The sequence below is a fragment of the Photobacterium swingsii genome (assembly GCF_024346715.1).
GTDB classification, from domain to species: Bacteria; Pseudomonadota; Gammaproteobacteria; order Enterobacterales; family Vibrionaceae; genus Photobacterium; species Photobacterium swingsii.
In genome coordinates this window covers 3571891-3598707 of sequence record NZ_AP024852.1, presented here as the reverse complement: position 1 = coordinate 3598707, position 26817 = coordinate 3571891, and the positions used below count along the sequence as shown (strand labels likewise).

The window sequence follows — 26817 nt, the reverse complement described above, 5'->3', positions numbered from 1 at the left end:
TTCGTCTATATTGAGACTAGTTACAGGTTGGTTGTATGAAAGCGAATGCCGAAAACCCAAGCAGCTCAAGCAATATGGATGGCCTTAAATGGGTTGTCGTAATTGCGCTGCTCGCTGCCGCTGTGGTTGGTAATTACCTGTACAGTGATGTTTCTGTAGTGTTCCGCGCTGCTGCTGTTGTAGTCCTTGTGGCTGCTGCTGGTGGTATTGCTGCACTTACAGCGAAAGGTAAAACCGCGATTACGTTTGCTCGTGAGTCGCGCATGGAAGTCCGCAAGGTAGTATGGCCTACTCGTCAGGAAGCTACGCAGACAACCTTTATCGTTCTAGCTGTCACTGTTGTTATGGCGTTAGCCCTATGGGGCATTGACGGCATTATGGTCCGTCTAGTCCGCCTAGTTACCGGTGTGTGAGGTAAAAGTTCATGAGCGAAGCTCCGAAAAAACGATGGTATGTGGTTCAAGCCTTCTCTGGTTTTGAAGGTCGTGTGGCACAATCACTACGTGAACATATCAAAATGCATGGTATGGAAGACCTATTCGACGAGGTTTTAGTACCTACGGAAGAAGTGGTTGAAGTGCGTGCAGGCCAACGCCGTAAAAGCGAGCGCAAGTTCTTCCCAGGCTATGTACTTGTACAAATGGTGATGAACGATGAAAGCTGGCACTTGGTGCGTAGCATTCCTCGTGTAATGGGCTTCATTGGCGGAACGTCAGATCGTCCAGCGCCTATCTCTGATAAAGAGGCGGCAGCAATCCTTAATCGCCTTGAGAAGGCGAGCGAGTCACCAATTCACAAAACGGTCTTTGAACCAGGTGAAGTGGTACGTGTTACCGATGGTCCATTTGCTGATTTCAACGGTACTGTTGAAGAAGTGGATTACGATAAGAGCCGTATTAAGGTTTCTGTATCGATCTTCGGTCGCGCAACGCCAGTTGAACTAGAATTCGGTCAAGTGGAAAAAAGCTGATCAAAAAACAATCAGCGTGATATTGTCAGGGGCGTGAAATTACATTATAATTTCGCGCCCTTTCGTTAGACGGGGAGTCTATTTTTTAAGAAATAGACGTTTGAACCCAAATTTAGGTATATAGCAATGGCTAAAAAAGTAGAAGCGTACATCAAGCTGCAAGTAGCAGCTGGTGCAGCAAACCCTAGTCCACCGGTTGGTCCAGCACTTGGTCAACACGGTGTTAACATCATGGAATTCTGTAAAGCGTTCAACGCTAAGACTGACTCTCTAGAGAAAGGTCTACCGACTCCAGTTGTTATTACAGTATACAACGACCGTTCTTTCACGTTCATCACTAAGACTCCACCGGCAGCAGTTCTTCTTAAGAAAGCTGCAGGCGTTAAGTCTGGTTCTGGCCGTCCGAACACTGAGAAAGTTGGTACTATTACTGACGCTCAGATCCAAGAGATCGCAGAAACTAAAGCTGCGGACATGACTGGTGCTGACATCGAAGCTATGAAGCGTTCGATTGCTGGTACTGCTCGTTCAATGGGTCTAGTGGTAGAGGGTTAAGACAATGGCAAAACTTACTAAACGTATGCGCGTAATCCGCGAAAAAGTTGATATCACTCGTGAATACGAAATCAACGAAGCTGTTGCTCTTCTTAAAGAACTAGCTACTGCTAAATTTACAGAATCTGTAGACGTTGCAGTTAACCTAGGCATTGATGCACGTAAATCAGACCAAAACGTACGTGGCGCAACTGTGCTACCACACGGTACTGGTCGTGAGATCCGTGTTGCTGTATTCACTCAAGGTGCAAACGCTGAAGCTGCTAAAGAAGCTGGCGCTGACCTAGTGGGTATGGAAGAGCTTGCTGATCAAGTTAAGAAAGGCGAGATGAACTTTGACGTAGTTATCGCATCTCCTGATGCAATGCGCGTTGTAGGTCAGCTTGGTACTATTCTTGGTCCACGCGGTCTAATGCCAAACCCTAAAGTTGGTACTGTAACTCCTAACGTTGCTCAAGCAGTTAAGAATGCTAAAGCTGGTCAGGTTCGTTACCGTAACGACAAAAACGGCATCATCCACACTACTATCGGTAAAGTGGACTTCGATGCTGCACAACTAAAAGAGAACCTAGAAGCTCTTCTAGTTGCACTGAAGAAAGCTAAGCCTTCTTCAGCTAAAGGTACTTTCCTTAAGAAAGTAAGCATCTCTACCACTATGGGTGCAGGTGTAGCGCTAGACCAGAATACTCTGGACACTAACGCACAATAATTTGCAGTAACGCCAAATTGCTGTATAATTTGGCGTTCACAAATTCATGGCTGAGGTTAATTACTTGATAATTAACCTTCGTCAAAGACCGTAGGCGTTCTTTTGAACTTAATATCTACCTACGTAGACGGTGCCAGAACATGATTGATGTAAATCTATCTTGGATCTGCGCCGTAAAGACTCTCCTGTCATACTGGCAGTGAGTGGTGTAATGACTGGGGTAACCCAGCAAAAAATCCAGGAGCTATTCCAATGGCATTAAATCTTCAAGACAAAAAAGCAATTGTTGCTGAAGTCAACGAAGCTGCCAATGGTGCCCTGTCTGCAGTTGTTGCTGACTCTCGTGGCGTTGCAGTTGGTGCGATGACTTCTCTACGTAAACAAGCTCGTGAAAACGGCGTTTACCTGAAAGTTGTTCGTAACACACTAGCACGTCGTGCAGTTGAAGGTACTGATTTTGAATGTCTTAAAGACGTTTTTGTTGGTCCATCACTAATCGGCTTCTCTAACGAGCACCCAGGTGCTGCAGCGCGTCTTTTCAAAGACTTCGCTAAAGAGAACAAAGATTTCGAGATCAAAGCAGCCGCATTCGAAGGCGCTGTTGCTGACGCAGAAATTCTTGCGACACTACCAACTTACGACGAAGCTATTGCACGCCTAATGATGTGCATGAAAGAAGCTTCAGCTGGCAAGCTGGTACGTACTATCGCAGCTGTACGCGATCAGAAAGAAGAAGCAGCGGCTTAATTGTCCCTGTTTTATCTGAACGCTATATTAAATTAATTGTTGATTTCAAAGAGAATTGTTATGTCTATCACTAACGAGCAAATCCTAGACGCAGTTGCAGAAATGTCTGTAATGCAAGTTGTTGAGCTTATCGAAGCTATGGAAGAAAAATTCGGTGTTTCTGCTGCAGCTGCAGTAGTAGCAGGCGGCGCAGCAGCAGAAGCTGCTGAAGAGCAAACTGAGTTTGACGTAATCCTAACAGCTGCTGGTTCACAGAAAGTACAAGTTATCAAAGCTGTACGTGGCGCAACTGGCCTAGGTCTTAAAGAAGCTAAAGCTGTAGTAGACGGCGCGCCAGCACCACTTAAAGAAGGTGTTGACAAAGCTGAAGCTGAAGCTCTTAAAGCTCAACTAGAAGAAGCTGGTGCTTCTGTTGAAATCAAATAATAAATATTTGATTTCTTAGCCTTTTTAGGCTAATGGCTGGTGGCAAAATGCCACCGGCCTTTTTGCGCTGTAGGGTAATGGTAATTTTCACATTGTTTTGTAACCATTATTCACGCAAAAAACAGCTCTATATTCTTTGGAGTTGTTCCTACAATAAACAATGTTACTAGTCACTGTCCCATAGTTGGACAGTTTGGATCACTTATCAGCGATCTGAGGAACCTATGGTTTACTCTTATACCGAGAAAAAGCGTATCCGTAAGGATTTTGGTAAGCGTCCGCAAGTGTTGGACATACCATACTTGCTGTCGATCCAGCTTGAGTCTTTTAAAAAATTCATCGAGCAGGATCCTGAAGGGCATTACGGTCTAGAAGCTGCCTTTCGTTCTGTTTTTCCAATTCAGAGCTACAACGGCAATTCCGAGCTGCAATACGTTAGCTATCGTCTCGGTGAGCCGGTCTTCGATGTTAAAGAATGTCAGATTCGTGGCGTAACATATTCAGCTCCACTACGCGTGAAGCTTCGTCTTGTTATGTACGATAAAGACGCGCCTGCTGGCACCGTAAAAGACATCAAAGAACAAGAAGTTTACATGGGCGAAATTCCGCTCATGACAGATAACGGTACATTCGTTATTAACGGTACCGAGAGGGTTATCGTATCCCAGCTGCACCGTAGCCCGGGTGTCTTCTTCGACAGCGATAAGGGTAAGACCCACTCCTCAGGTAAAGTGCTATATAACGCACGCGTAATCCCATACCGTGGTTCATGGTTGGATTTCGAGTTTGATCCTAAGGATAACGTATTCGTACGTATCGACCGTCGTCGTAAGCTTCCTGCTTCAATCATTCTTCGTGCTCTAGGTAAAACTACTGAAGAGATCCTTGACCTATTCTTCGAAAAAGTAAATTTCGAAGTTCAAGGCACTGCTTTAGTAATGGAACTAGTACCTGATCGTCTTCGTGGCGAAACTGCAAGCTTCGATATCGAAGCAAACGGTAAGGTGTACGTTGAAACTGGTCGTCGTATCACTGCCCGTCATATTCGCCAACTAGGCAAAGACGGCGTAGATCATATCGAAGTACCTGTTGAATACATTGTAGGCAAGATTTCTTCTCGCGATTACGTGAATGAAGAGACTGGCGAGCTGATTGTTTCAGCTAACCAAGAATTGAGCCTAGAATCACTAGCATTGCTATCTCAGGCTGGTCACAAGTCTATCCAGACGTTATTTACTAACGATCTAGACTTTGGTCCGTACATGTCTGAAACGCTACGCGTTGACAGCACAACAGATCGTCTAAGTGCGCTTGTAGAAATCTACCGCATGATGCGCCCTGGTGAGCCGCCAACACGTGAAGCTGCTGAGCAACTGTTTGAAAGTCTGTTCTTCTCTGAAGATCGTTACGACCTATCTGCTGTAGGCCGTATGAAATTCAACAGCTCTATGCTACGTGACGAAACAACAGGTTCAGGCACACTAGACGAGCACGACATCATTGATGTTATGCGTAAATTGATCGACATCCGTAACGGTCGTGGTGAAGTTGATGATATCGACCACCTTGGTAACCGTCGTATTCGTTCAGTTGGCGAAATGGCTGAAAACCAATTCCGCGTTGGTCTAGTACGTGTTGAGCGTGCAGTTAAAGAGCGTCTAAGCCTAGGCGATCTTGATGCAATCATGCCTCAAGACCTAATTAACGCTAAGCCAATTTCTGCGGCAGTAAAAGAGTTCTTTGGCTCTTCGCAACTGTCTCAGTTTATGGACCAGAACAACCCACTGTCAGAAGTTACTCACAAACGTCGTATCTCGGCGCTTGGTCCAGGTGGTCTGACTCGTGAACGTGCTGGCTTTGAGGTTCGAGATGTACACGCGACTCACTACGGTCGTCTATGTCCAATCGAGACCCCAGAAGGTCCAAACATCGGTCTTATCAACTCACTTTCAGCGTTTGCTCAATGTAACCCTTACGGTTTCCTTGAAACGCCTTACCGTAAAGTTGTTGATGGTAAAGTTACCGAAGAAATTGAATACCTGTCTGCAATCGAAGAAGGTCAATACGTTATCGCACAGGCGAATGCCGCGCTTAACGAAGACGGTTCTTTTGCTGACGAACTGATCACTGCACGTCAGAAAGGTGATTCAGGTCTGCACCCACGTGACCACGTTCAATACATGGACGTTGCAACCAACCAGGTTGTATCTGTGGCGGCATCCCTAATCCCGTTCCTTGAACACGATGATGCTAACCGTGCCCTTATGGGTGCGAACATGCAACGTCAGGCAGTTCCAACACTACGCGCTGATAAGCCGTTAGTTGGTACTGGTATCGAGCGTAACGTAGCGGTTGACTCAGGTGTAACAGCTGTTGCTAAACGTGGCGGTATGGTTCAGTCAGTAGATGCTTCTCGTATCGTTGTTAAAGTTAACGAAAGCGAGCTAGTACCTGGCGAAGCTGGTATCGACATTTACAACCTGACGAAGTACACCCGTTCTAACCAGAACACATGTATTAACCAGCGTCCAACTGTACTACCTGGCGAGCCAGTAGCACGTGGTGATGTTCTTGCTGATGGTCCTTCAACAGACCTTGGTGAGCTAGCGCTTGGTCAAAACATGCGTATCGCATTCATGCCTTGGAACGGTTACAACTTCGAGGATTCCATCTTAGTATCTGAGCGTGTTGTACAGGAAGATCGCCTGACAACTATCCACATTCAAGAACTATCTTGTGTGGCTCGTGATACTAAACTTGGCTCAGAAGAAATCACTGCCGATATCCCTAACGTGGGTGAAGCAGCGCTATCTAAGCTGGATGAATCAGGTATCGTTTACATCGGTGCGGAAGTTAAAGGCGGCGACATTCTGGTAGGTAAAGTGACACCGAAAGGTGAAACGCAACTGACTCCAGAAGAGAAGCTACTTCGTGCAATCTTCGGTGAGAAAGCGTCTGATGTTAAAGACTCTTCTCTACGTGTACCTAACTCAGTGTCTGGTACCATCATCGACGTTCAAGTCTTTACTCGCGATGGCGTAGAAAAAGACAAGCGTGCGCTTGAAATCGAAGAAATGCAGCTTAAAGAAGCGAAGAAAGACATCACAGAAGAATTCCAGATCCTTGAGGGTGGTCTTCTTGCTCGTGTTCGTACACTGCTTCTTTCTGCGGGCTACAGCGAAGATAAAATGTCTTCAATGAACCGTGAAACGCTGTTTGCACAAACGCTTGACGATGAAAACCTGCAAAACCAACTAGAGCAGTTGGCTGAGCAGTACGATGAGCTTAAAGCTGAATTCGATAAGAAGTTCGAAACCAAGCGTCGTAAGATCACACAGGGCGATGACTTAGCACCTGGCGTACTTAAGATTGTTAAAGTATACCTAGCTGTTAAACGTCGTATCCAGCCTGGTGATAAGATGGCGGGTCGTCACGGTAACAAAGGTGTAATCTCTAAGATTAACCCTGTTGAAGATATGCCGTACGATGAAAAAGGTCAGACTGTCGACATCGTTCTGAACCCACTGGGTGTACCATCTCGTATGAACATCGGTCAGATCCTGGAGACTCACTTGGGTCTTGCAGCGAAAGGTATCGGTGACAAACTTAACGAGATGCTGAAACAGCAACAAGAGCTTCATAAGTTCCGTAACTTCCTGCAGAAAGTTTACGATCTAGGCGATACTCGCCAGAACGTAGATATTGCAGAGTTATCTGACGATGAAGTACGTACGCTGGTTCAGAACCTACGTAAAGGTCTACCAATTGCAACGCCTGTATTTGATGGTGCTCCTGAGAAATCTATCAAAGAACTGCTGAAGCTTGGTGATCTACCAGAGTCTGGTCAGTTGAAACTGTTTGACGGTCGCACCGGTGATGCGTTTGAGCGTCCTGTAACTGTTGGTTACATGTACATGCTGAAACTAAACCACTTGGTTGATGACAAGATGCATGCCCGTTCTACCGGTTCTTACAGCCTAGTTACTCAGCAGCCGCTGGGTGGTAAAGCTCAGTTCGGTGGTCAGCGTTTCGGTGAGATGGAAGTATGGGCGCTAGAAGCATATGGCGCAGCTTACACTCTACAGGAAATGCTAACTGTTAAGTCGGATGACGTTAACGGCCGTACGAAGATGTACAAAAACATCGTCGATGGCGACCATCGTATGGAACCTGGTATGCCGGAATCGTTCAACGTATTGTTGAAAGAAATCCGCTCGTTGGGTATCAACATCGAGCTGGAAGACGAATAAGCAGGCATAAGCCATACTTATTAGTTACTCCGGTATATATATGAAGGCGCCAGCAGACTGGCGCCTTTATGGGTCAACTCCTCACAGGAGCCGAATGTGAAAGACTTACTTAAGTTTCTGAAAGCACAACATAAGACCGAAGAATTTGATGCAATCAAAATCGGTCTTGCTTCACCTGACATGATCCGTTCATGGTCTTTTGGTGAAGTTAAAAAGCCAGAAACCATCAACTACCGTACCTTTAAGCCTGAGCGTGACGGTCTTTTCTGTGCACGTATCTTTGGCCCGGTAAAAGACTACGAATGTCTTTGTGGTAAATACAAGCGCCTTAAACACCGCGGTGTTATTTGTGAAAAATGTGGCGTAGAAGTAACTCAGACTAAAGTACGTCGTGAGCGTATGGGTCACATTGAGCTTGCTTCACCTGTAGCCCACATCTGGTTCTTAAAGTCACTTCCGTCTCGTATCGGTCTGTTAATGGACATCCCGCTACGTGATATCGAACGTGTTCTTTACTTCGAATCATATGTAGTTATCGAACCAGGCATGACCAACCTTGAGCGTAGCCAACTGCTTTCAGAAGAGCAGTACTTGGATGCACTTGAAGAGTGGGGCGATGAGTTCGACGCTAAGATGGGTGCAGAAGCGGTTAAAGCACTTTTAGGCAACATGGACCTAAATGCTGAAATCGAAAACATGCGCGAAGAGCTAGAAGAAACTAACTCTGAAACTAAGCGTAAGAAACTGACCAAGCGTCTTAAGCTTGTTGAAGCATTCCTACAGTCAGGTAACAACCCAGAGTGGATGATCCTGTCTGTACTGCCAGTACTACCGCCGGATCTTCGTCCGTTGGTACCGCTAGATGGTGGCCGTTTCGCTACTTCAGATCTGAATGATCTGTACCGTCGCGTAATTAACCGTAACAACCGTCTGAAGCGTCTACTGGATCTAGCAGCACCTGACATTATCGTACGTAACGAAAAACGTATGCTTCAGGAGTCTGTAGATGCATTGCTTGATAACGGTCGTCGTGGCCGCGCTATCACAGGTTCAAACAAACGTCCTCTGAAATCTCTTGCTGATATGATCAAGGGTAAACAAGGTCGTTTCCGTCAGAACTTGCTTGGTAAGCGTGTAGACTACTCAGGTCGTTCTGTTATCACAGTAGGTCCATACCTACGCCTGCATCAGTGTGGTCTTCCTAAGAAGATGGCACTAGAGCTATTCAAACCGTTTATCTACGGCAAACTAGAAACTCGTGGCCTAGCGACGACGATCAAAGCTGCTAAGAAAATGGTTGAGCGCGAAGAAGCTGTTGTTTGGGATATCCTAGACGAAGTGATCCGCGAACACCCAGTAATGCTTAACCGTGCACCAACACTGCACCGTCTAGGTATTCAGGCATTTGAACCAGTACTAATCGAAGGTAAAGCGATTCAGCTTCACCCACTAGTGTGTGCGGCATACAACGCCGACTTCGATGGTGACCAGATGGCGGTACACGTACCTCTAACTCTGGAAGCACAGCTTGAAGCACGTGCACTGATGATGTCTACCAACAACATCCTATCGCCAGCGTCTGGTGATCCTATCATCGTACCTTCTCAGGACGTTGTATTGGGTCTTTACTACATGACGCGTGACAAGATCAACGCGAAGGGTGAAGGCATGTACCTTGAAGGCTCGTCTGAAGCTGAAAAGGCATACCGCACTGGTAACGCAGAACTACACGCTCGCGTGAAAGTTCGCATCACAGAACACCGTTACGACGAGCAAGGCAACCTAGTTGCTGATACTAAGCTTGTTGATACAACGGTTGGTCGTGCAATCCTATGGCAAATTGTTCCTAAAGGTCTTTCTTTCGATCTTGTGAACACTGAAGCACTGGGTAAGAAACAAATTTCTAAGCTGCTTAACACTTGTTACCGTGAATTGGGCATGAAAGACACTGTAGTCTTCGCTGACCAAATCATGTACACAGGTTTTGCATACGCTGCACTATCTGGTGTGTCTGTAGGTATCGACGATATGGTTGTACCTGAAGCGAAATACACCAAGATCGCAGAAGCAGAAGCAGAAGTTGCTGAAATCCAAGAGCAGTTCCAATCTGGTCTTGTAACAGCTGGCGAACGTTACAACAAAGTTATCGATATCTGGGCAACAGCGAATGAGCAAGTTGCTAAAGCGATGATGGATAACTTGTCGTTTGATACTGTTGTTAACCGTGATGGTGAAGAAGAACAACAGAAATCGTTCAACAGCGTTTACATGATGGCCGATTCTGGTGCTCGTGGTTCTGCAGCGCAGATTCGTCAGCTTGCTGGTATGCGTGGTCTGATGGCTAAGCCGGATGGCTCAATCATCGAAACGCCGATCACTGCGAACTTCCGTGAAGGTCTGAACGTACTACAGTACTTCATCTCTACGCACGGTGCTCGTAAGGGTCTTGCCGATACAGCACTTAAGACAGCGAACTCAGGTTACCTAACACGTCGTCTAGTAGACGTAGCACAAGACGTAGTAATCACTGCGGATGATTGTGGTACGCACGCTGGTATCACTATGATGCCTCTAATCGAAGGCGGTGACGTTAAAGAGCAACTGGGTGATCGTGTTCTTGGTCGTGTTGTGGCTGAAGACGTTATCAAACCTGGTACAGATGAAGTTCTTGCACCACGTAACACGCTTCTTGATGAGAAGTGGTGTGAAATCCTGGAAGAGAACTCTGTAGACCAAGTTAAAGTACGTTCTGTTGTAACATGTGAAAACGACTTCGGTTGTTGTAAGCACTGTTACGGTCGTGATCTTGCGCGTGGTCACTTGGTGAACACTGGTGAAGCAGTAGGTGTTGTTGCTGCACAATCAATCGGTGAACCAGGTACACAGCTAACGATGCGTACGTTCCACATCGGTGGTGCGGCATCTGCAGCAGCGGCTGAAAACAGCATCCAAGTTAAGAACACAGGTTCTGTTAAACTACAGAATGCTAAGTTCGTAACTAACAACGAAGGTAAGCTAGTTATTACTTCTCGTGCGTCTCAAATGAGCATCATTGATGAATTTGGCCGTACTAAAGAGAACTACAAACTGCCTTACGGTTCACACCTGTCGAAAGGCGACGGTGAAGAAGTTCGAGCTGGCGACGTAGTTGCTAACTGGGACCCACACACAATGCCAATCATCACTGAAGTGGCAGGTCGTATCCAATTCGTTGATATGATTGATGGTGTGACGATCTCTCGTCAAACTGATGACCTAACGGGTCTGTCTATGATTACCCTACTAGACGCTGCTGAGCGTACTGGTGCAGGTAAAGACATGCGTCCAACGGTTAAATTGGTTGATGAGCAAGGTAACGATGTAATGATCGCCGGCACTGAAATGCCAGCACAATACTTCCTACCTGGTAAAGCGATCGTACAACTAGAAGACGGTGCTGAAGTTGGCATCGGTGATACGCTAGCGCGTATTCCACAAGCTTCTGGCGGTACTAAAGATATCACCGGTGGTCTACCACGAGTTGCTGACCTATTCGAAGCACGTAAGCCGAAAGAGCCTGCAATTCTTGCAGAAATCACGGGTACAGTTTCGTTTGGTAAAGAAACGAAGGGTAAACGTCGCCTAATCATCACGCCTGCTGAAGGCAACGCATACGAAGAAATGATCCCTAAATGGCGTCAGTTGAACGTATTCGAAGGTGAGAAGGTTGAATGTGGTGATGTAATCGCTGATGGTCCAGAAACTCCGCACGATATTCTACGTCTACGTGGTGTACACGCAGTAGCAGAATACATTGTGAACGAAGTTCAGGAAGTTTATCGTCTACAAGGCGTTAAGATTAACGATAAGCACATCGAGACTATCGTTCGTCAAATGCTGCGTAAGGTAACTATCGTAGCGGCAGGTGACTCTGAGTTCCTACCGGGCGAGCAAGTTGAATTCTCTCGCGTAACAATCGCAAACCGTCAGCTAGAAGCTGAAGGCAAGCTGATTGCGACATACTCTCGTGACCTTCTAGGTATCACGAAAGCATCGCTAGCGACTGAGTCATTCATCTCTGCTGCATCGTTCCAAGAAACGACGCGCGTACTTACTGAAGCTGCGGTTTCTGGTAAGCGTGATGAGCTTCGTGGTCTGAAAGAAAACGTAATCGTTGGTCGTCTAATTCCAGCGGGTACCGGTTTCGCTTACCACCAACGCCGTCAAGACGAGCGTAATGCAGAACTTGAGCCAGTAGCGCCTCAAGTAGATCAAGAGCAAGCGACTCAAGATCTTGCAGCACTGCTTAACGCGGGTCTGAACGACGATTAATCATCGTAGTCATACTTGATTGATATTAAAAAGGCATCCTTAGGGATGCCTTTTTGTTTTCTGGCGTTTATAGCGGAAAGGTAAGATAGATTGGTGGATGATAGTGCCGAGGGCAGCACTTGCTTTCGTTAATATGTGGCAGATAATGGGGTATTACAGGCACAACGAGAAGCAGCTAGGCTGCCTCACCGTTATCTGTTACTTGCTGGCCTTTATGCGCCCGGAGGGCAAGCCAGGCTTTCGCTGATTAATTCAATCAGCTTATCTTCAAGTGCAAAACGCTGCTCGATAAGCTCACCAACTGCGGATAAGTGCTGATCGAAACTATCCATCGTTGTGGCTTCATCAGCATCACAATAGCGGTCAGCGAAATTTAATAGGGGATCGGTCGTTTGGGTGATTCTTACGTATAGCTGGGAGATATCTTCAGTCGGAGAATATCCCGTATCGTTCCAGCGTGCCATCACCATGTCATAGATCTTAAAATGGCCAGCGGAAATATAATCGACGAGTTGTTGCGAGAATAGTTGTAATTGAGAGGCTTCAGGTAGTTGATTTTTACTGCTTTCAAAGGGCGGTAGCCCTGCAAGTTTACAGTAATCAATCAGCAACTGTTGACGTGACATTAACCAGTGGTCAATGACGTCGCTGGTGCCGCCCCATTGTTGTTGTACTTGCTCAAATTTACTCAACATGACCATGCCCTCATGATCTACCAGTATCCTAACAAGATACTATACCTATGAAACTCTTAATAAAGAGAACCTTGTATGCGGATTCATATTCCGTTATCAAGTTTAGATTGCCAGTAAAAACGGTACCCTGCAAGGATGGATGTAACATTGATGTTAAATAAACAAGAAATAGCGTATTGGTGTGTAGTACAAGATCGTAAGGTTTACCTTCCATTTGGTGAACTTCCACTACTTACTGCCAATGAATTGGCGTTTGATACTGATTTGGCAAGAAAAGTTGGTGAATACAATAATCACCCTGTGTATTGGCTTGAAGCGCCCGAAGCGCTGAATAGTGCAGATTTTCACACTCAACGTGAATTATTGGATGTGGCGCCAGCTTTATTTGATTTAGTGGGGCGTGCAACGCAACTGTCGCATATGCTGCATACCCAAAAATATTGTCCGTCGTGCGGTGGCCAATGCCAGTTAGCTGAAATGGATATTGCCATGGTGTGCCAGCAGTGCGATAGCCACCACTACCCGCGTATTTCACCGTGCGTGATTGTCGCAGTGCGCCGTGGTGACGAGTTGTTGTTAGCACAGCACCCTCGCCATAAGACAGGCATGTACACTGTTATTGCAGGCTTTGTTGAAGCGGGTGAAACGCTAGAGCAATGCGTGGCTCGTGAAGTATTAGAAGAAACGGGGATCATTGTCAGTAATATTCGTTATGTCGGCAGCCAGCCGTGGGCATTTCCATCTAATTTAATGATGGGCTTTTTAGCCGACTACCAAAGCGGTGAATTAAAGCCAGATTATACTGAGTTGAGTGATGCTGTTTGGGCCACGAAAGCAACCCTGCCTGAGGTTGCTCCTAAGGGAACTATTGCTCGGCACCTTATCGAATTATCGTTAGAAAAAATGAAATAACTCTAAAGAGGTAGGGAGGGAGTCAGAGATAAAAAAACCCTCCGAAGGGAGGGATAAGGTGTGATTCATTACTCTCTGATGAGTAAGTCGTTGTTATTATTGCTAGCACGCTCGTTTTGTATCACGTCTTATGGCTCTCTCACAAATAGAGTAATCAGAATGTTGCAGTAAACTTGATCTGCTTAACAATTGCCCTCTTTTGTTGCCGCTAGGGAGTGATACAATACGCGACAGAATTTACCCATGGAGTTTCAAATGAGCGAATTAAAGAATGACCGTTACCTACGTGCGTTGCTAAAGCAACCAGTAGATTGCACCCCTGTGTGGATGATGCGTCAAGCTGGCCGTTATCTTCCAGAATACCGTGCGACACGTAGCGTTGCTGGTGATTTCATGTCGCTGTGTAAGAATGCTGAGCTGGCAAGTGAAGTAACCCTTCAGCCACTGCGTCGTTTCCCACTTGATGCGGCGATCCTATTCTCAGACATTCTAACCATTCCAGATGCGATGGGTCTGGGTCTTTACTTTGAAGCAGGTGAAGGTCCTAAATTTGAGCGTCCAATTACTTGCAAAGCCGACGTAGAAAAAATTGGCCTGCCCGATCCTGAAGGTGAACTGCAATACGTTATGAACGCAGTGCGTCAGATCCGTAAAGATCTTCAAGGTGAAGTGCCGCTGATCGGTTTCTCTGGTAGCCCATGGACACTAGCGACTTACATGGTTGAAGGTGGTAGCTCAAAAGCCTTCACCAAGATCAAGAAGATGATGTATGCAGAGCCACAAACCCTACACCTATTGCTCGATAAACTGGCTGATAGCGTGATTGAATACCTCAACGCACAAATCAAAGCGGGTGCGCAATCTGTGATGGTATTTGATACTTGGGGCGGTGTACTGACACCACGTGATTACAACGAGTTCTCACTGCGTTACATGCACAAGATTGTTGATGGTCTGATCCGTGAAAACGAAGGCCGCCGTGTACCTGTCACCCTATTCACCAAAAATGGTGGCATGTGGTTAGAGCAAATCGCAGCAACAGGCTGTGACGCGGTTGGTCTAGATTGGACGATTAATATTGCGGATGCCAAAGCACGTATTGGCGATAAAGTTGCACTGCAAGGCAACATGGATCCTTCTATGTTATATGCTCAACCTGAGCGTATTCGCCAAGAAGTGGCAACTATCCTTGAAGGTTACGGTGACGAAGGTACAGGCCATGTCTTTAACCTAGGCCACGGTATTCACCTAGATGTGCCGCCTGAAAACGCGGGTGTATTTGTAGAAGCAGTGCATGAGCTGTCTAAGCCATACCACAAATAATACGTTAACGCTTAGCCTTAGCTGTTTTGAGTGAGGTAACGCGTGACATAAAGATGAATGAACAGCCCATACCTCTACGGTGTGGGCTTTTTTTGTCTCAAGATAAAGTCTTATTACTTCAGGTGCTGGTGGACGTAATCACGGATATAAGGCACTACGTCTTCTTCAAACCATGGGTTACGTTTAAGCCACAGCGTATTACGTGGCGATGGGTGAGGCAGCGGCAAATATTGCGGTGCCCACGTTCGCCACTGCTTAACGGTCTCAGTCAGTGTTTTGGGTTTATCCGTTAGGTAGTGCTTTTGTGCGTACTGACCGATGAGCAAAGTCATGCCGATCTTAGGCAGCACTGGCAATAGTTGAGGGTGCCAATGAGGGGCACACTCTGGTCGTGGCGGTAGATCGCCTGATTTTCCTTTGCCGGGGTAGCAAAGTCCCATGGGTATAATGGCTATTTTACTACTGTCATAGAATATGTCAGGTGGAAGATCGAGCCAAGTACGCAAACGCTCACCGCTGGGGTCATTCCATGGTATGCCAGTTTCATGGACGCGAGTGCCAGGTGCTTGCCCAATAATCAACAATCGTGCCTGTGGGTTTGCTTGAACAATAGGGCGAGGACCCAATGGGAGATGATCGTGGCAGATCGTGCACGCGCGCACACGATCTAGCAGGTTGCTAAAATGTTGCGTCATCTTGTGTTAGTAGCCTTGTTGGAAGTCTACTGAGTATTGTAGCGCTTGTTGCTGACGGAAACGGTGGTAGTTTTCGGTAAAGATAGTCATAACTTGCTCGGGAAAACTTTCCGCCGCGATATGTGGGGTGATTGTGATGTGTTCACTTGCCCAGAATGGATGTGCGGGTGGTAAAGGTTCTTGTTTGAAGACATCCAGATAAGCGTGGGCAATATGTCCCTGTTTGATAGCGGTTAATAACCCGTGCTCGCAGATGGCATTACCGCGCCCGACATTAAATAACAATGCCTGTTTGCAGGCTTGTAGGCTGGTGGCATTGAGCAAATCATTGGTTTCTGTGGTCGCAGGCAAGGTTGAGACGATGACATCAGCCTGAGCCAAGGCATCGCTGAGTGATTCATGAGAATAGCTGCGAGCAAACGCAGGGTTATTATGATGGCCTCGGCGGTTGACGCCAATAACGGTTAAACCTAATGCTTGACTCGCTTGGGCTAAGTGCGTGCCGATCGACCCTGTGCCTAAGATGACAATCTTCAGATCGGCTAATGAACGATAGGGCTGAGGCTGCCAAGCCTGTCGTTGGTTTAGCTGCTGATAATGACTGATATGGCGAAAGCGATCGATCAGAAACCCCAGTACATATTCACTGATTAGCTGGCCAAAATAGCCTCGTACATTGGTCAAACGATAATCGCGGCGTAGCTGAGGTGCCGTTAGCGCATCAACTCCAGCAAAGGTGGATTGTAGCCACTGTAATTTGGGGTAGTCATCCAGTTGATCCGCAATTCGTGGCGGATCCGCTAGAATGATAGTGGCTTGTTGAGGATCGTCGGTTACGCTCAAGTCTGGCAGAGAGGATTGAGCGAGTAAATCGCGGTAAACCCGATGTTGACGCGAGACGATCATTACCTTGTGCATGCCATTTTCCTTTTGGGCTGATGAATATGGTGGGATTCTTATCGATCTTGCTGTTGAAGCCTGTAGTTAATTGTTCAGCTTGGTATTATCAAGTAGAATTCGTTGCAAACCACTATCGCAGATTATTCCATGCTAAAAAATCCAGTTCAGCTTCGTTTAGAGAAATTAGAACCGTGGCAACACCTTACTTTTATGGTGTCGTTATGTGAACGTATGTATCCCAATTATGTGCTGTTCTGTGAGGAAACGGAGTTTGCCGACGCTTATACCTACCGCGTTATCCTCGATAGCATCTGGGAAATCTTAACGGTTAAATCGGCAAAGATTAACTTCGAAAAGCAATTAGAAAAGCTTGAAGATATGGTCCCAAGTGCTGATGATTTTGACCTTTACGCGGTGAATCCTGCAATTGACGCTTGTGTCGCTTTGGCTGATTTACTCCACGCCATGCTGGATCGTGATCTTATGCTGGAGACGATCAACAAGATCAGTTCGCTGTCAGCAGAAACCGTTGCGGATTTAGAAATGGCTCGCTCGGGTGAAGAAATCACCAACGAGAACCAAAAAGAAAATGAAGCCGTATGTGAAGAGTGGGATGTGCAGTGGGCAATTTTCCGCGCACTGAAAGATGCAGAGAAACGTGATATTGAACTAATTCGTAGCTTACGCGATGAGCTTCGTGATGAACCTGTTAGTAATATCGGTATTGCTTTATAAGCAGCATTGAATCGCATCATTCTATTAAGGAGCCGAATGGCTCCTTTTTTGTGCGTATTGTTTGTCGTTTATCCCGCTTATAGGGTGTTTGTGTTTGTTAGTCACTTGTTAAGTGAATAGTTCTGCTTTGAGAGTCAAAAACCAGCGCAATATGCTGATTACTGGTTGTGGTGTAATCCAAAAAACTTATTTTATTTTGGTGCTTGTTTGTTATCGTCGAGACGTTTATAACATTAGCCATCGAACGAAAAGAGGATGTCCCTCTTTTTATGATTATGGATAGTCCCTGTTTAGGGGTAGGAGTCACTGTGAATACATTCGTACGCACAATTTGTCAGAATATCGCACTGGTTGCGATGCCTGCGCTACTCCTCCTCTCTCTGAACCTGATTCGGAGCTGACAGGCTATACGCAATTTCTGTCAGCTTGAGAAAGTTGGCAGGAATAATATCAATAATATCCCTCCTTACTAACTTTCCTCCAAGCTGATTTCACTACACCGATATACCAATGCAAACACAGCCAATTTGGTCACCTTATTGATCTGGCTTTGGTAATGAAACGCCGAGGATAACTATGTTAAGTGCACGCAATATCGCCGCTTTAGGCTTTATGACCTTCGCCATGTATTTGGGCGCAGGCAATCTAATTTTCCCTCCCTTTTTGGGCTATCAAGCGGGTGATCACTTCTTAAGTGGCATGGTTGGCTTTTTGCTTACAGGCGTTGGGTTACCAGCATTAGCGCTGGTAATGGTGGCTATCGTAAATGGCTCTGACAATCTAACCGCGGCACTACCACGCCGTGTTGCAACCAGCTTTTGGGTGATGGTCTTCATTGTTATTGGCCCTGCTTTTATTATTCCTCGTGCCATTACGGTTGCTTATCAATTTACTTTCGCCCCTTTTGTTGGCGATGCCGCGCTTCCTTTTTTCTCTGCAGCTTTTTGTTTAGCGGCTATCTTATTTTCGTTGTATCCAGGTAAGCTGGTGGACTCGCTAGGTAAATGGCTAACGCCGGTCTTGATTGTAATGCTAACGACCTTGGGTGTTTTCGCGGTGGCGTTTCCTGGTGGGGATGTTGTGACAACCGCTGAAGTGTATCAACAGAATGCTTTAGCAGAAGGTCTAACTCAGGGCTACATGACGATGGATGCGCTGGGTTCTATTGGTTTTGGTTGGGTTATTTTCCGCGCGATTCAGGGTATGGGTGTCACTGCACCGAAAGCAATTGCGAAATATACCTTTTACGCAGCAGCGATGTATGCCGTCGCGATGGCCTTGGTTTATATTGCATTAGCTTATATCGGGAGTACCAGCGCAGATCTAGGCTCAGATTTCTCAAACGGTGGTGAAATCTTAACGGCATTTACGACCTTGCACTTTGGTGTTTATGGTACCTTGCTATTGGGCTCTGTCATGGTATTGGCGTGTTTGACGACTGCGATTGGTGTTACGACAGCAGGCAGTGAATTCTACAGTCGTACATTTACCCCGGTATCGTACAAGGCCAGTGTGTGGGCAACCATGATAGCGTCTGGCTTGGTGGCAAATATTGGTTTGGATCAGTTGCTAGCGATTACTTTACCTGTTGTTGTAGCCTTACACCCGATTGCGATTGTATTGCTATTTATTGCCCCGGTACGCAAGCGCTTAACCCAAGGAGCCGTGATGGCAACGGTTATCACAACAACGGTGTTTGGTTGTGTGGATGCATTACATATCTTAGGTAAGATGCCGACAGGCTTAAATGAGACACTAGAGCAATCACTGCCGCTTTATAATTTCTATGCAAGCTGGATTATGCCAGCGGTCGTGATGTTAGTGATGAGCTTGGTGTACTCAATGTCTAAAATGAAAGCGCGCTCAGCAGAGATGGCATCAGTTGCATCATAGTGAGTGATGTAAAGAGGCCAACTGGCAGGTTAAGCACGTAAAAAAAGGGACCGTTAGGTCCCTTTTTGTTTTCGGATAGCAGCATGGCAGCATGCTATACCTTGTCTTATTCTTCGTCTTTGCTTTCAATAACACCGTGAAGTTTTTTCCAGCGTTCCCAGCGTTGAAATGCCAATTGCTGCATGTCGGTGTTGGTGTCGGCTTCATCGACAATTTCTTCACCCACTAGGCTTTCAAATACATCTTCAAGGGTGACGAGGCCCTGAACCGTACCGTATTCATCGACCACCAATGCCAGCTGGGAGCGTTCCTTCATTAAACGCTCAAAGGCTGTAGGGACGCTCACCGTATTTAACACCACAGGAATAGGGCGCATTAATGCACCTAATTCTTGGCCACCACGACCAGCTTGGCTTTCGGCAAACAGCTCTAGTCGGTGCACAAAACCCAGAATATTGTCTTTTTGCTCACTGTAAACCAGCGGACGTGAAAACGGACTATCTTTGTGTGCGCTTAAGAACTCATTGATTGTTTGCTCAGCTTCTACACGGAATAACACTGGGCGTGGTGTCATGATTTTGGTGATGCTGACGTTACGAAACTCCAGCAAGTTTGCCAGTATTTTGGATTCCCCTTCTGCGAGCTCACCAGATTCACGGGCTAGCATCGCCATCGCGGAAAGTTCATCGCGTAATTTAGGCGCTTCATGACCGTGTGCCAAACGACGAGTGATTTGCTCTGACACCCAAACAAATGGCGTTAATGCCCATACCATCCAGCGTAAGACTGTCGCTGACATAGGTGCCAGTTGACGCCAATATGTTGCGCCGATGGTTTTCGGAATGATTTCTGAAAATAATAAAATAGCGAAGGTTAGGAAGGCTGAGAAAACCCCTAGCCATTGGCTACCAAATACAATCGCAGCTTGTGCACCGGCAGTGGCAGCACCCACGGTATGTGCAATGGTATTCAAGGTTAAGATTGATGCCAGTGGGCGATCAATATTGTCTTTTAGGGCGGCTAAACGAGGAGCCACCGGGTGGTTTTGTTGACGCAATGTGCCAATGTAGCTTGGCGATATACTCAAAAGAACAGCTTCTAACACCGAACATATAAACGAAACACCAATCGCAACTGCGATGTAAATCGTAAGGAGTAACATGGTTACCTGCATTTTATTAATAGACTACGTTTATATTATTCGTCCTTGCGAGAAGTAGATACAATTATTTCACTTGTTAAATGCGTAACATTTTGTGAACTTGCGCTCAGTTTATGGTTAAAGAGTCTGCATCTAAGCAAATGATGGCTGACAAACCTTTGCCACAAAGGCTTCTTTTGAATTAGAGTTGATGCGTCTGAAGAAAAACCTTAGAAGGGACACCAAATGAACAAGACCCAACTGATTGACCTGATCGCAGAAAAAGCGGATCTTTCTAAAGCTCAAGCTAAAGCTGCACTAGAGTCAACACTTGAGGGCATTACTGACGCGCTTAAAGAAGGCGACCAAGTTCAACTTATTGGCTTTGGTACGTTCAAAGTGAACCACCGTGCAGCTCGCACTGGTCGTAACCCACAAACGGGTCAAGAGATTCAAATTGCAGCAGCAAATGTTCCTGCATTCGTTTCTGGTAAAGCACTGAAAGACGCAGTGAAATAATCTATACTCCGCCAGTATCCTTATTCTGGCGGAGTTTTTCTTTTATGAAGCGATCTTTTCTTTTTCTCCTCTCATCGTTTCTGCTTGCCGGTTGTGAATCAACCAACATCCCTGATAATCCCGTCACGCAAATTGAGACGCAGGTTGGTGGCCAAACCCTTGGCGACACGACATCTGTTTATTGGTATACCCATCGTCAGAATCGTCCTATCGATCTCTCTGAACATGTGTGGATGGGCGATTACGGTGATTATGAATCTGTTTATCGTTGGCGTGCTGGCAAACTGCGTGAAGTAAAGCGCACTGGGCAGCAGCTGCAAGGCGATAGCGTAAAACCTTTCTCATTGCATGTCCGCTATGACACCCAAGGTAAAGCGGTTTTCCAACGCTATTTGGTCGACGATATCGTATTGCCGTTATCCGATACTCAGCTGCACCGTTATACCGAACAGGCTGCGCGTGCCTTGAGTACGATGAGGGCGCAAAATAAAGAGGGGCAACGTTTAGTTCAAGGTCAGTGGCGTGATGGCACCTTAGTACGCTGTGATGATGGTAAGGCGCTGAAAGTGACCTTTACACCAGCACTACCTGATCACTTGAATAAACAGTTAGCAGCGCCGCAGGGAGGCTATTTTATTGCTGTTGTCGGTAAAGTTCGCCGGAATGAAGTGACGGCGACTGAATTGCTGTTGCTACAAGAAGGTGGCAGTTGTTTAGTTCCCCCACCGATCGCTGAGTAAATTTGTCATCAAATAAGAGCGAATAAAAAACGCGCACTAGGCGCGTTTTTTGATGCTCTGTGGATAGCTGCTGTGAGCGAGTAGAAAATCGCTATTGGTTATTTTCGCGCTCAATCGCACGGTAACCGATGTCGTTACGATGGAACATGCCATTCCAGCTTACTTGCTTGGTTAGCGCGTAAGCACGCTCCTGAGCCTCAGAAACACTGTTACCGAGTGCAGTAGCACAAAGTACACGACCACCGTTGGTCACTACACTGCCCGTTTCGTTGTTTGCCGTCCCCGCATGGAAAATCTTTTGGCCTTCAGTCTCGCCTGCTGGCAGTGAAATCACATCACCTTTGGCGTAATCAGCTGGGTAGCCACCTGCCGCCAATACCACTCCGATAGAAGCGCGTGGATCCCACTTAGATTCCGCTTGGTCTAGCTTCTCATCGATCGCCATTAGGCAAAGTTCAACAAGGTCAGACTCCATACGCATCATGATAGGTTGGGTTTCTGGATCGCCGAAGCGGCAGTTGTATTCGATAACCTTAGGTGTGCCGTCAGCATCGATCATTAGACCGGCATAAAGGAAACCTGTGTATGGTGCACCTTCTGCATCCATACCACGTACCGTTGGGTAGATAACTTCTTCCAAAATACGATTGTGGATTTCAGGCGTTACCACAGGTGCTGGTGAGTAAGCTCCCATGCCGCCAGTGTTAGGGCCTGTGTCTTTGTCGCCAACACGCTTGTGGTCTTGGCTGGTGGCCATCGGCAATACGCTTGCACCATCAACCATCACGATGAAGCTCGCTTCTTCGCCTTCTAGGAATTCTTCGATAACCACGCGGCTACCCGCTTCCCCAAATGCATTACCCGCTAGCATGTCTTTGATTGCATCTTCTGCTTCAGTCAGGGTCATGGCAACGATAACGCCTTTACCTGCCGCAAGGCCGTCAGCTTTCACTACGATTGGTGCGCCTTGCTCGCGAACGTAAGCGATCGCAGGCTCAATCTCAGTGAAGTTTGCGTAAGAACCTGTAGGAATACCATGGCGAGCTAGGAAGTCTTTAGTGAATGCTTTAGAGCCTTCAAGTTGCGCAGCCGCTTGAGTTGGGCCAAAAATTGGAAGACCTGCTTCACGGAAGGCGTCAACGACACCAATCACTAAAGGAGCTTCAGGACCAACAATCGTGAGTTCAATGGCTTTTTCTTTGGCAAATGCGACCAATTCCTCAATGTCTTCAACACCAATTGCCACATTTTCTAGTTTAGGCTCAAGCGCTGTGCCTGCATTACCAGGTGCAACAAAGACGGTTTCAACATTTGGGTTCTGAGCGGCTTTCCAGCCTAAAGCGTGTTCACGACCGCCTGCGCCAATGATCAATACATTCATGTTTTAAAATCCTTATAGCTGCGTCAGTGTCTCTATTTCTGTGTCAAACACGCTCACTTATGGTCATAAGTGAGCGTGTTTTCCTTAAACTAAAGCCACTGACTTGCTCTAACGTATTTCAAATATCGAAATATTTAAAAAAACAAAATTATCAGTTTTGCTCAACGTAGTTGGTGAAAGCAGTTAACACCACCACAATGCTAAGTACGATGAGAAAATTAGTGGCGGAAGTGGCGCATACCTGTAAATACCATCGCCATACCATGTTCGTCGGCAGCGGCAATCACTTCGTCATCACGCATTGAGCCACCAGGCTGAATCACACAAGTGATTCCTGCTTCTGCGGCTGCATCAATACCATCGCGGAATGGGAAGAAGGCATCTGATGCCATCACGCTACCTGCAACTTCTAGGTTTTCATCAGCTGCTTTGATACCTGCGATTTTCGCAGAGTAAACACGGCTCATTTGGCCAGCACCGACACCGATAGTCATGTTGCCTTTTGCATAAACAATCGCGTTTGATTTCACGTATTTTGCTACTTTCCAACAAAACAGTGCATCACGCAGCTCATCAGCATTAGGGGTACGTTTAGAGACTACTTTAAGGTCATCTTTATTAACCATGCCTTGATCACGGTCTTGTACCAGCAGGCCGCCATTAACGCGCTTAACATCGAAGCCCGTCGTTTTAGTTGTCCACTCACCACATTCAAGTAGACGTAGGTTTTTCTTCGCTGCCACTATGCCCACCGCTTCAGCAGACACAGAAGGAGCAATAATGACTTCAACGAATTGACGCTCAGTGATAGCCGTTGCTGTTGCCGCGTCTAGTTCACGGTTGAATGCAATAATGCCGCCAAATGCTGACGTAGGGTCGGTTTTGTATGCGCGGTCGTACGCTTCCAAAATGTTATCGCCTAGCGCCACACCACAAGGGTTAGCATGTTTTACAATCACACACGCGGGAAGGTCGAATTCTTTAACGCACTCAAGTGCTGCATCCGTATCCGCGATGTTGTTGTATGAAAGTGCTTTACCTTGGATTTGACGGGCGGTGGAAACCGATGCTTCTTCAGGATTTGCTTCAACATAGAAAGCTGCGGCTTGGTGGCTGTTTTCACCGTAGCGCATGTCTTGTTTTTTCTCGAACTGTTGGTTGAAGGTACGAGGGAATTTCGATGCCTCATCACCTTCTTTATTGTCGCCGTACGATGGCACCATAGTACCGAAGTAGTTCGCGATCATGCCGTCGTAAGACGCTGTGTGCTCGAATGCTGCGATAGCCAGATCGAAGCGAGTCGCTAGCGTTAGAGAGCTTTCGTTCGCATCCATTTCCGTGATAACACGGTCGTAATCATGCGCGTTAACCACAATCGCTACATCTTTGTTGTTTTTCGCTGCTGAGCGCACCATAGTCGGGCCACCGATATCGATATTCTCAACAGCATCCGCTAGGGTACAGCCTTCTTTGGCGACGGTTTCAGCGAATGGGTAAAGGTTCACGACCACCATATCGATAGGGTTGATACCGTGTTGCTCCATCACTGCGTCATCTTGGCCGCGACGGCCTAATACACCGCCGTGTACTTTCGGGTGAAGGGTTTTAACACGGCCATCCATCATTTCAGGGAAACCAGTGTAATCAGAAACTTCAGTAACTTTGATACCTTGCTCAGCAAGTAGGCGAGCAGTGCCGCCAGTTGATAAGATATCAACACCACGGTTTGTTAGCGCTTGCGCGAATTCTACAATACCAGTTTTGTCTGATACGCTAATTAGCGCACGGCGGATAGGACGAGCGTTTTCCATTGCAAGCATCTCTTTCAATACACGGGGATAGGATATTTTCCAAAACTAAGCTGCAGATTAGCCATAGTTTGGTTTTGGGAAATATCCTCGGCTAAAATCGCGTAGTGCCGAGTCATTTAATGGCGTGATAGGTTGATGAGGCGTATTTTACATGATTTCATCTGTTGCGCAAACGTTTGCCTTGCGGTTTCCACGGATACTTTGTGAGGAAAGGAGAGAAAGATGTATTTAATTGGTCAGCTGGCCAAACGCTCTGGGGTAAGTAGCGATACGCTAAGGTTTTATGAAAAGAACGGGTTATTACAACCGGCTGGGCGCAGTGATAGTGGTTATCGGCTTTATAGTGAAGAAAATTTGTCGCGAGTGAAATTCATCATGCGCTCTAAAGCCGTTGGTTTGAGTTTAGATGAAATTCGAGAGTTGCTCGATATTCGCTTAGAGGCCAGCCAGCATAGTTGTGCGGAAGTGAAAGCCATCACCCAAGCCAAGCTAGAAGAAGTGGATACCAAAATTGCTGAGTTAAGTCGGATTCGCGTGGCGCTAAAGAAGATCAATGATGCCTGTTGTGGCCATGATGATGATAACGCGAGTCACTGTTCGATCTTAGAGGCGTTGGGGGATCATCAGGATGGGCAGGAAAAGGCCCCGACAGAAGTCTGCTGTGCAGGGCAATGTCGCAAGGAAAAGGCTGATTAGCCTTCTTCTGATGACGTCGCTTCTTTGGCATTTTCGATGGCATCTTTAGTGGTGTCACGGAAAAAGTGGCCCGTTGCTTTCGTTGCGTCACGGGTCGCATGGCCAATATCTCGGAAGCCGTCTTTAATACCTTGTTTTTCTTGTGCAGAACAACCCATTAAAACTAGGCTACTGATTGCTGCAACCAACAGGATTGCTTTTTTCATAACTGTTTATCCAATTTACGAGTGACTATTGCGCATAGTGTATCGAAATATTGCGATTAAAAAACCCTTAGATTGTTCATCGCTTTACTTCAGTCTTGCTAGTGAAAGCCAAATAACTGTGGTAATTTCAGGTGAATGAATTGCTGTAGATAGGGATTATCATGCTAAAAAATAACGAATATTTTGATGGTCAGGTGAAGTCGATTGGGTTTGAGACTCAAGGCGATCATTGTAGTGTTGGTGTGATGGCGGCGGGAGAGTATAAGTTTGGTACTGCTGCCCCTGAGAAAATGACGGTCGTTAAGGGCGCACTCATCGTTAAATTGCCCGGTCATGTTGAATGGGAAACATACAGTGCAGGTGACAGCTTTGAGGTGCCGGGTGATTCCGCCTTTGAGGTAAAGGTGGTCGAGCCAACCGCCTATTTATGTGATTATTTATAAAGGAAGAGCTTCGCGTTGGCGGAGCTTTTTTTTGCCTGAAATTTGAGACAGGAACTTAGGAGTAAACATGATATTGGAAGTTGCGTTATTGGATGTAAAGCAAGGACAGCAAGCTGCATTTGAAACCGCTTTTGCTGAGGCTCAGCAAATAGTTAGTGGGATGAGTGGTTACCTTTCGCACCAACTGCAAAAGTGTATCGAGAAAGACAATCGCTATCTGTTGTTGGTGAATTGGGAAACATTGGCTGATCATCAAGTGGGGTTTCGCCAGTCAGCGGAATACCAACAATGGCGTGAATTGCTTCATCACTTCTATGAAAACTTCCCTGACGTAGAGCACTTCACCACACTCTATCCAAACGAAGCATAACGTTGACTACAATACAAAAAGCCCCGCTCATTGAGCAGGGCTTTTTGAAAAAATAGCAAAACTATTAAATTAGTTCATGCCGTATTTTTTAAGCTTCTTGCGAAGAGTACCACGGTTGATACCCATCATGGTTGCTGCACGCGTTTGGTTACCGCGTGTGTACTGCATGATAGTGTCTAGTAGTGGTTGCTCAACTTCAGCAAGTACTAGCTCGTACAGATCATCGACTTCTTGACCATTTAGTTGAGCAAGGTAGTTTTTAAGTGATGCTTTCACAGAGTCACGTAGTGGTTTCTGTGTGATTTGGTCTTGTGAAGTTACAGTTGTTACTGTTAGTGCTTCGGAAGTCAGATTTTGTTCGAACATAATTCTGTAAGCTCTTCTAATAT

Annotated in this window: 25 protein-coding genes; 17 read left to right on the top strand and 8 right to left on the bottom strand. The window is 46.4% G+C overall.

Annotated features, from left to right (window positions below):
• The first annotated feature begins 35 nt into the window (after positions 1 to 35).
• The 8 genes from secE to rpoC all read left to right on the top strand — a co-directional run bounded on the left by secE (position 36) and on the right by rpoC (position 11968).
• On the top strand, positions 36 to 413 hold the full coding sequence (secE, locus tag OCU77_RS16325) for a preprotein translocase subunit SecE (protein WP_107303052.1): 378 nt from the start codon (positions 36 to 38) through the stop codon (positions 411 to 413).
• Positions 414 to 424: 11 nt separating this feature from the next.
• On the top strand, positions 425 to 970 hold the full coding sequence (gene nusG / locus OCU77_RS16320) for a transcription termination/antitermination protein NusG (RefSeq protein ID WP_048899793.1): 546 nt from the start codon (positions 425 to 427) through the stop codon (positions 968 to 970).
• Positions 971 to 1096: 126 nt separating this feature from the next.
• Entirely contained in the window at positions 1097 to 1525 is a 429-nt protein-coding gene (rplK, locus tag OCU77_RS16315; protein WP_048899794.1) for a 50S ribosomal protein L11, read from the top strand.
• A 4-nt stretch (positions 1526 to 1529) separates the two neighbouring features.
• The gene (gene rplA, locus OCU77_RS16310) at positions 1530 to 2234 is read left to right on the top strand and encodes a 50S ribosomal protein L1 (RefSeq protein ID WP_048899795.1); all 705 of its coding nucleotides are present in this window, start codon (positions 1530 to 1532) and stop codon (positions 2232 to 2234) included.
• A gap of 252 nt (positions 2235 to 2486) precedes the next feature.
• Positions 2487 to 2981: a 50S ribosomal protein L10 gene (rplJ, locus tag OCU77_RS16305; RefSeq protein ID WP_048899796.1), complete on the top strand. Its 495-nt coding sequence runs from the start codon at positions 2487 to 2489 to the stop codon at positions 2979 to 2981.
• Between the two features lie 60 nt (positions 2982 to 3041).
• A complete protein-coding gene (rplL, locus tag OCU77_RS16300) occupies positions 3042 to 3407 on the top strand; it encodes a 50S ribosomal protein L7/L12 (protein WP_048899797.1) in 366 nt (121 codons plus the stop codon).
• Between the two features lie 224 nt (positions 3408 to 3631).
• On the top strand, positions 3632 to 7657 hold the full coding sequence (gene rpoB / locus OCU77_RS16295) for a DNA-directed RNA polymerase subunit beta (protein WP_107303051.1): 4026 nt from the start codon (positions 3632 to 3634) through the stop codon (positions 7655 to 7657).
• Positions 7658 to 7753: 96 nt separating this feature from the next.
• The gene (gene rpoC / locus OCU77_RS16290) at positions 7754 to 11968 is read left to right on the top strand and encodes a DNA-directed RNA polymerase subunit beta' (RefSeq protein WP_048899798.1); all 4215 of its coding nucleotides are present in this window, start codon (positions 7754 to 7756) and stop codon (positions 11966 to 11968) included.
• Between the two features lie 212 nt (positions 11969 to 12180).
• Here the strand turns inward: rpoC and OCU77_RS16285 are convergent, their stop codons facing one another.
• On the bottom strand, positions 12181 to 12663 hold the full coding sequence (locus OCU77_RS16285) for an Rsd/AlgQ family anti-sigma factor (protein ID WP_048899799.1): 483 nt from the start codon (positions 12661 to 12663) through the stop codon (positions 12181 to 12183).
• A gap of 150 nt (positions 12664 to 12813) precedes the next feature.
• Between OCU77_RS16285 and nudC the strand changes: the two genes are divergently transcribed.
• Together nudC and hemE are read left to right on the top strand one after the other, a co-directional pair.
• Positions 12814 to 13575: an NAD(+) diphosphatase gene (gene nudC / locus OCU77_RS16280; RefSeq protein WP_048899800.1), complete on the top strand. Its 762-nt coding sequence runs from the start codon at positions 12814 to 12816 to the stop codon at positions 13573 to 13575.
• A 255-nt stretch (positions 13576 to 13830) separates the two neighbouring features.
• Positions 13831 to 14898, top strand: coding sequence for a uroporphyrinogen decarboxylase (gene hemE, locus OCU77_RS16275; RefSeq protein ID WP_048899801.1), 1068 nt, complete (start codon positions 13831 to 13833; stop codon positions 14896 to 14898).
• Between the two features lie 113 nt (positions 14899 to 15011).
• Here the strand turns inward: hemE and OCU77_RS16270 are convergent, their stop codons facing one another.
• Together OCU77_RS16270 and OCU77_RS16265 are read right to left on the bottom strand one after the other, a co-directional pair.
• Positions 15012 to 15593, bottom strand: a complete 582-nt coding sequence (locus OCU77_RS16270) for a uracil-DNA glycosylase family protein (RefSeq protein ID WP_048899802.1) — start codon at positions 15591 to 15593, stop codon at positions 15012 to 15014.
• Between the two features lie 6 nt (positions 15594 to 15599).
• Positions 15600 to 16511: a D-2-hydroxyacid dehydrogenase gene (locus tag OCU77_RS16265; RefSeq protein WP_048899803.1), complete on the bottom strand. Its 912-nt coding sequence runs from the start codon at positions 16509 to 16511 to the stop codon at positions 15600 to 15602.
• A gap of 129 nt (positions 16512 to 16640) precedes the next feature.
• On the opposite strand from OCU77_RS16265, the gene OCU77_RS16260 reads away from it, so the two are divergent.
• Both OCU77_RS16260 and brnQ read left to right on the top strand, forming a co-directional pair.
• Positions 16641 to 17228 (top strand): YjaG family protein, encoded by a 588-nt coding sequence (locus OCU77_RS16260; RefSeq protein WP_048899804.1) that lies wholly within the window; start codon positions 16641 to 16643, stop codon positions 17226 to 17228.
• A gap of 576 nt (positions 17229 to 17804) precedes the next feature.
• Complete coding sequence (gene brnQ / locus OCU77_RS16255; protein WP_048899805.1) at positions 17805 to 19121, top strand: branched-chain amino acid transport system II carrier protein; 1317 nt, start codon at positions 17805 to 17807, stop codon at positions 19119 to 19121.
• Positions 19122 to 19227: 106 nt separating this feature from the next.
• Here the strand turns inward: brnQ and OCU77_RS16250 are convergent, their stop codons facing one another.
• Complete coding sequence (locus tag OCU77_RS16250; protein ID WP_048899888.1) at positions 19228 to 20283, bottom strand: CNNM domain-containing protein; 1056 nt, start codon at positions 20281 to 20283, stop codon at positions 19228 to 19230.
• Positions 20284 to 20508: 225 nt separating this feature from the next.
• Here OCU77_RS16250 and hupA point away from each other — a divergent pair, with 225 nt between their 5' ends.
• Together hupA and OCU77_RS16240 are read left to right on the top strand one after the other, a co-directional pair.
• A complete protein-coding gene (gene hupA, locus OCU77_RS16245; protein ID WP_048899806.1) occupies positions 20509 to 20781 on the top strand; it encodes a nucleoid-associated protein HU-alpha in 273 nt (90 codons plus the stop codon).
• Positions 20782 to 20825: 44 nt separating this feature from the next.
• The gene (locus OCU77_RS16240; protein ID WP_048899807.1) at positions 20826 to 21521 is read left to right on the top strand and encodes a DUF1481 domain-containing protein; all 696 of its coding nucleotides are present in this window, start codon (positions 20826 to 20828) and stop codon (positions 21519 to 21521) included.
• A 91-nt stretch (positions 21522 to 21612) separates the two neighbouring features.
• On the opposite strand, the gene purD is transcribed toward OCU77_RS16240, so the two are convergent.
• Together purD and purH are read right to left on the bottom strand one after the other, a co-directional pair.
• On the bottom strand, positions 21613 to 22902 hold the full coding sequence (gene purD / locus OCU77_RS16235; RefSeq protein ID WP_048899808.1) for a phosphoribosylamine--glycine ligase: 1290 nt from the start codon (positions 22900 to 22902) through the stop codon (positions 21613 to 21615).
• A 218-nt stretch (positions 22903 to 23120) separates the two neighbouring features.
• Positions 23121 to 24713: a bifunctional phosphoribosylaminoimidazolecarboxamide formyltransferase/IMP cyclohydrolase gene (purH, locus tag OCU77_RS16230; RefSeq protein ID WP_048899809.1), complete on the bottom strand. Its 1593-nt coding sequence runs from the start codon at positions 24711 to 24713 to the stop codon at positions 23121 to 23123.
• 222 nt (positions 24714 to 24935) lie between these two features.
• On the opposite strand from purH, the gene zntR reads away from it, so the two are divergent.
• Positions 24936 to 25409 (top strand): Zn(2+)-responsive transcriptional regulator, encoded by a 474-nt coding sequence (gene zntR, locus OCU77_RS16225; RefSeq protein WP_048899810.1) that lies wholly within the window; start codon positions 24936 to 24938, stop codon positions 25407 to 25409.
• On the opposite strand, the gene OCU77_RS16220 is transcribed toward zntR, so the two are convergent.
• Entirely contained in the window at positions 25406 to 25615 is a 210-nt protein-coding gene (locus OCU77_RS16220; RefSeq protein ID WP_048899811.1) for a hypothetical protein, read from the bottom strand. The genes zntR and OCU77_RS16220 overlap by 4 nt on opposite strands.
• 161 nt (positions 25616 to 25776) lie before the next feature.
• Here OCU77_RS16220 and ppnP point away from each other — a divergent pair, with 161 nt between their 5' ends.
• Positions 25777 to 26058 carry a pyrimidine/purine nucleoside phosphorylase gene (ppnP, locus tag OCU77_RS16215; protein ID WP_048899812.1) on the top strand — a complete coding sequence of 94 codons (282 nt, stop codon included), beginning with the start codon at positions 25777 to 25779 and terminating at the stop codon, positions 26056 to 26058.
• Between the two features lie 67 nt (positions 26059 to 26125).
• Positions 26126 to 26428, top strand: coding sequence for an antibiotic biosynthesis monooxygenase family protein (locus tag OCU77_RS16210; protein ID WP_048899813.1), 303 nt, complete (start codon positions 26126 to 26128; stop codon positions 26426 to 26428).
• Positions 26429 to 26497: 69 nt separating this feature from the next.
• On the opposite strand, the gene fis is transcribed toward OCU77_RS16210, so the two are convergent.
• The gene (gene fis, locus OCU77_RS16205) at positions 26498 to 26794 is read right to left on the bottom strand and encodes a DNA-binding transcriptional regulator Fis (protein ID WP_005372656.1); all 297 of its coding nucleotides are present in this window, start codon (positions 26792 to 26794) and stop codon (positions 26498 to 26500) included.
• Between the last annotated feature and the right edge of the window lie 23 nt (positions 26795 to 26817).

What these genes read in the sequence shown, in the direction of transcription:
- rplA (WP_048899795.1), top strand. Translation starts at nt 1,530, where the DNA reads ATGGCAAAACTTACTAAACGTATGCGCGTAATCCGCGAAAAAGTTGAT.
- secE (WP_107303052.1), top strand. Translation starts at nt 36, where the DNA reads ATGAAAGCGAATGCCGAAAACCCAAGCAGCTCAAGCAATATGGATGGC.
- OCU77_RS16270 (WP_048899802.1), bottom strand. Translation starts at nt 15,593, where the DNA reads ATGACGCAACATTTTAGCAACCTGCTAGATCGTGTGCGCGCGTGCACG.
- hupA (WP_048899806.1), top strand. Translation starts at nt 20,509, where the DNA reads ATGAACAAGACCCAACTGATTGACCTGATCGCAGAAAAAGCGGATCTT.
- purD (WP_048899808.1), bottom strand. Translation starts at nt 22,902, where the DNA reads ATGAATGTATTGATCATTGGCGCAGGCGGTCGTGAACACGCTTTAGGC.
- OCU77_RS16260 (WP_048899804.1), top strand. Translation starts at nt 16,641, where the DNA reads ATGCTAAAAAATCCAGTTCAGCTTCGTTTAGAGAAATTAGAACCGTGG.
- hemE (WP_048899801.1), top strand. Translation starts at nt 13,831, where the DNA reads ATGAGCGAATTAAAGAATGACCGTTACCTACGTGCGTTGCTAAAGCAA.
- rpoB (WP_107303051.1), top strand. Translation starts at nt 3,632, where the DNA reads ATGGTTTACTCTTATACCGAGAAAAAGCGTATCCGTAAGGATTTTGGT.
- purH (WP_048899809.1), bottom strand. Translation starts at nt 24,713, where the DNA reads ATGGAAAACGCTCGTCCTATCCGCCGTGCGCTAATTAGCGTATCAGAC.
- OCU77_RS16250 (WP_048899888.1), bottom strand. Translation starts at nt 20,283, where the DNA reads ATGTTACTCCTTACGATTTACATCGCAGTTGCGATTGGTGTTTCGTTT.
- brnQ (WP_048899805.1), top strand. Translation starts at nt 17,805, where the DNA reads ATGTTAAGTGCACGCAATATCGCCGCTTTAGGCTTTATGACCTTCGCC.
- rplJ (WP_048899796.1), top strand. Translation starts at nt 2,487, where the DNA reads ATGGCATTAAATCTTCAAGACAAAAAAGCAATTGTTGCTGAAGTCAAC.
- nudC (WP_048899800.1), top strand. Translation starts at nt 12,814, where the DNA reads ATGTTAAATAAACAAGAAATAGCGTATTGGTGTGTAGTACAAGATCGT.
- rplK (WP_048899794.1), top strand. Translation starts at nt 1,097, where the DNA reads ATGGCTAAAAAAGTAGAAGCGTACATCAAGCTGCAAGTAGCAGCTGGT.
- rplL (WP_048899797.1), top strand. Translation starts at nt 3,042, where the DNA reads ATGTCTATCACTAACGAGCAAATCCTAGACGCAGTTGCAGAAATGTCT.
- OCU77_RS16240 (WP_048899807.1), top strand. Translation starts at nt 20,826, where the DNA reads ATGAAGCGATCTTTTCTTTTTCTCCTCTCATCGTTTCTGCTTGCCGGT.
- OCU77_RS16285 (WP_048899799.1), bottom strand. Translation starts at nt 12,663, where the DNA reads ATGTTGAGTAAATTTGAGCAAGTACAACAACAATGGGGCGGCACCAGC.
- OCU77_RS16265 (WP_048899803.1), bottom strand. Translation starts at nt 16,511, where the DNA reads ATGCACAAGGTAATGATCGTCTCGCGTCAACATCGGGTTTACCGCGAT.
- ppnP (WP_048899812.1), top strand. Translation starts at nt 25,777, where the DNA reads ATGCTAAAAAATAACGAATATTTTGATGGTCAGGTGAAGTCGATTGGG.
- OCU77_RS16220 (WP_048899811.1), bottom strand. Translation starts at nt 25,615, where the DNA reads ATGAAAAAAGCAATCCTGTTGGTTGCAGCAATCAGTAGCCTAGTTTTA.
- nusG (WP_048899793.1), top strand. Translation starts at nt 425, where the DNA reads ATGAGCGAAGCTCCGAAAAAACGATGGTATGTGGTTCAAGCCTTCTCT.
- OCU77_RS16210 (WP_048899813.1), top strand. Translation starts at nt 26,126, where the DNA reads ATGATATTGGAAGTTGCGTTATTGGATGTAAAGCAAGGACAGCAAGCT.
- zntR (WP_048899810.1), top strand. Translation starts at nt 24,936, where the DNA reads ATGTATTTAATTGGTCAGCTGGCCAAACGCTCTGGGGTAAGTAGCGAT.
- fis (WP_005372656.1), bottom strand. Translation starts at nt 26,794, where the DNA reads ATGTTCGAACAAAATCTGACTTCCGAAGCACTAACAGTAACAACTGTA.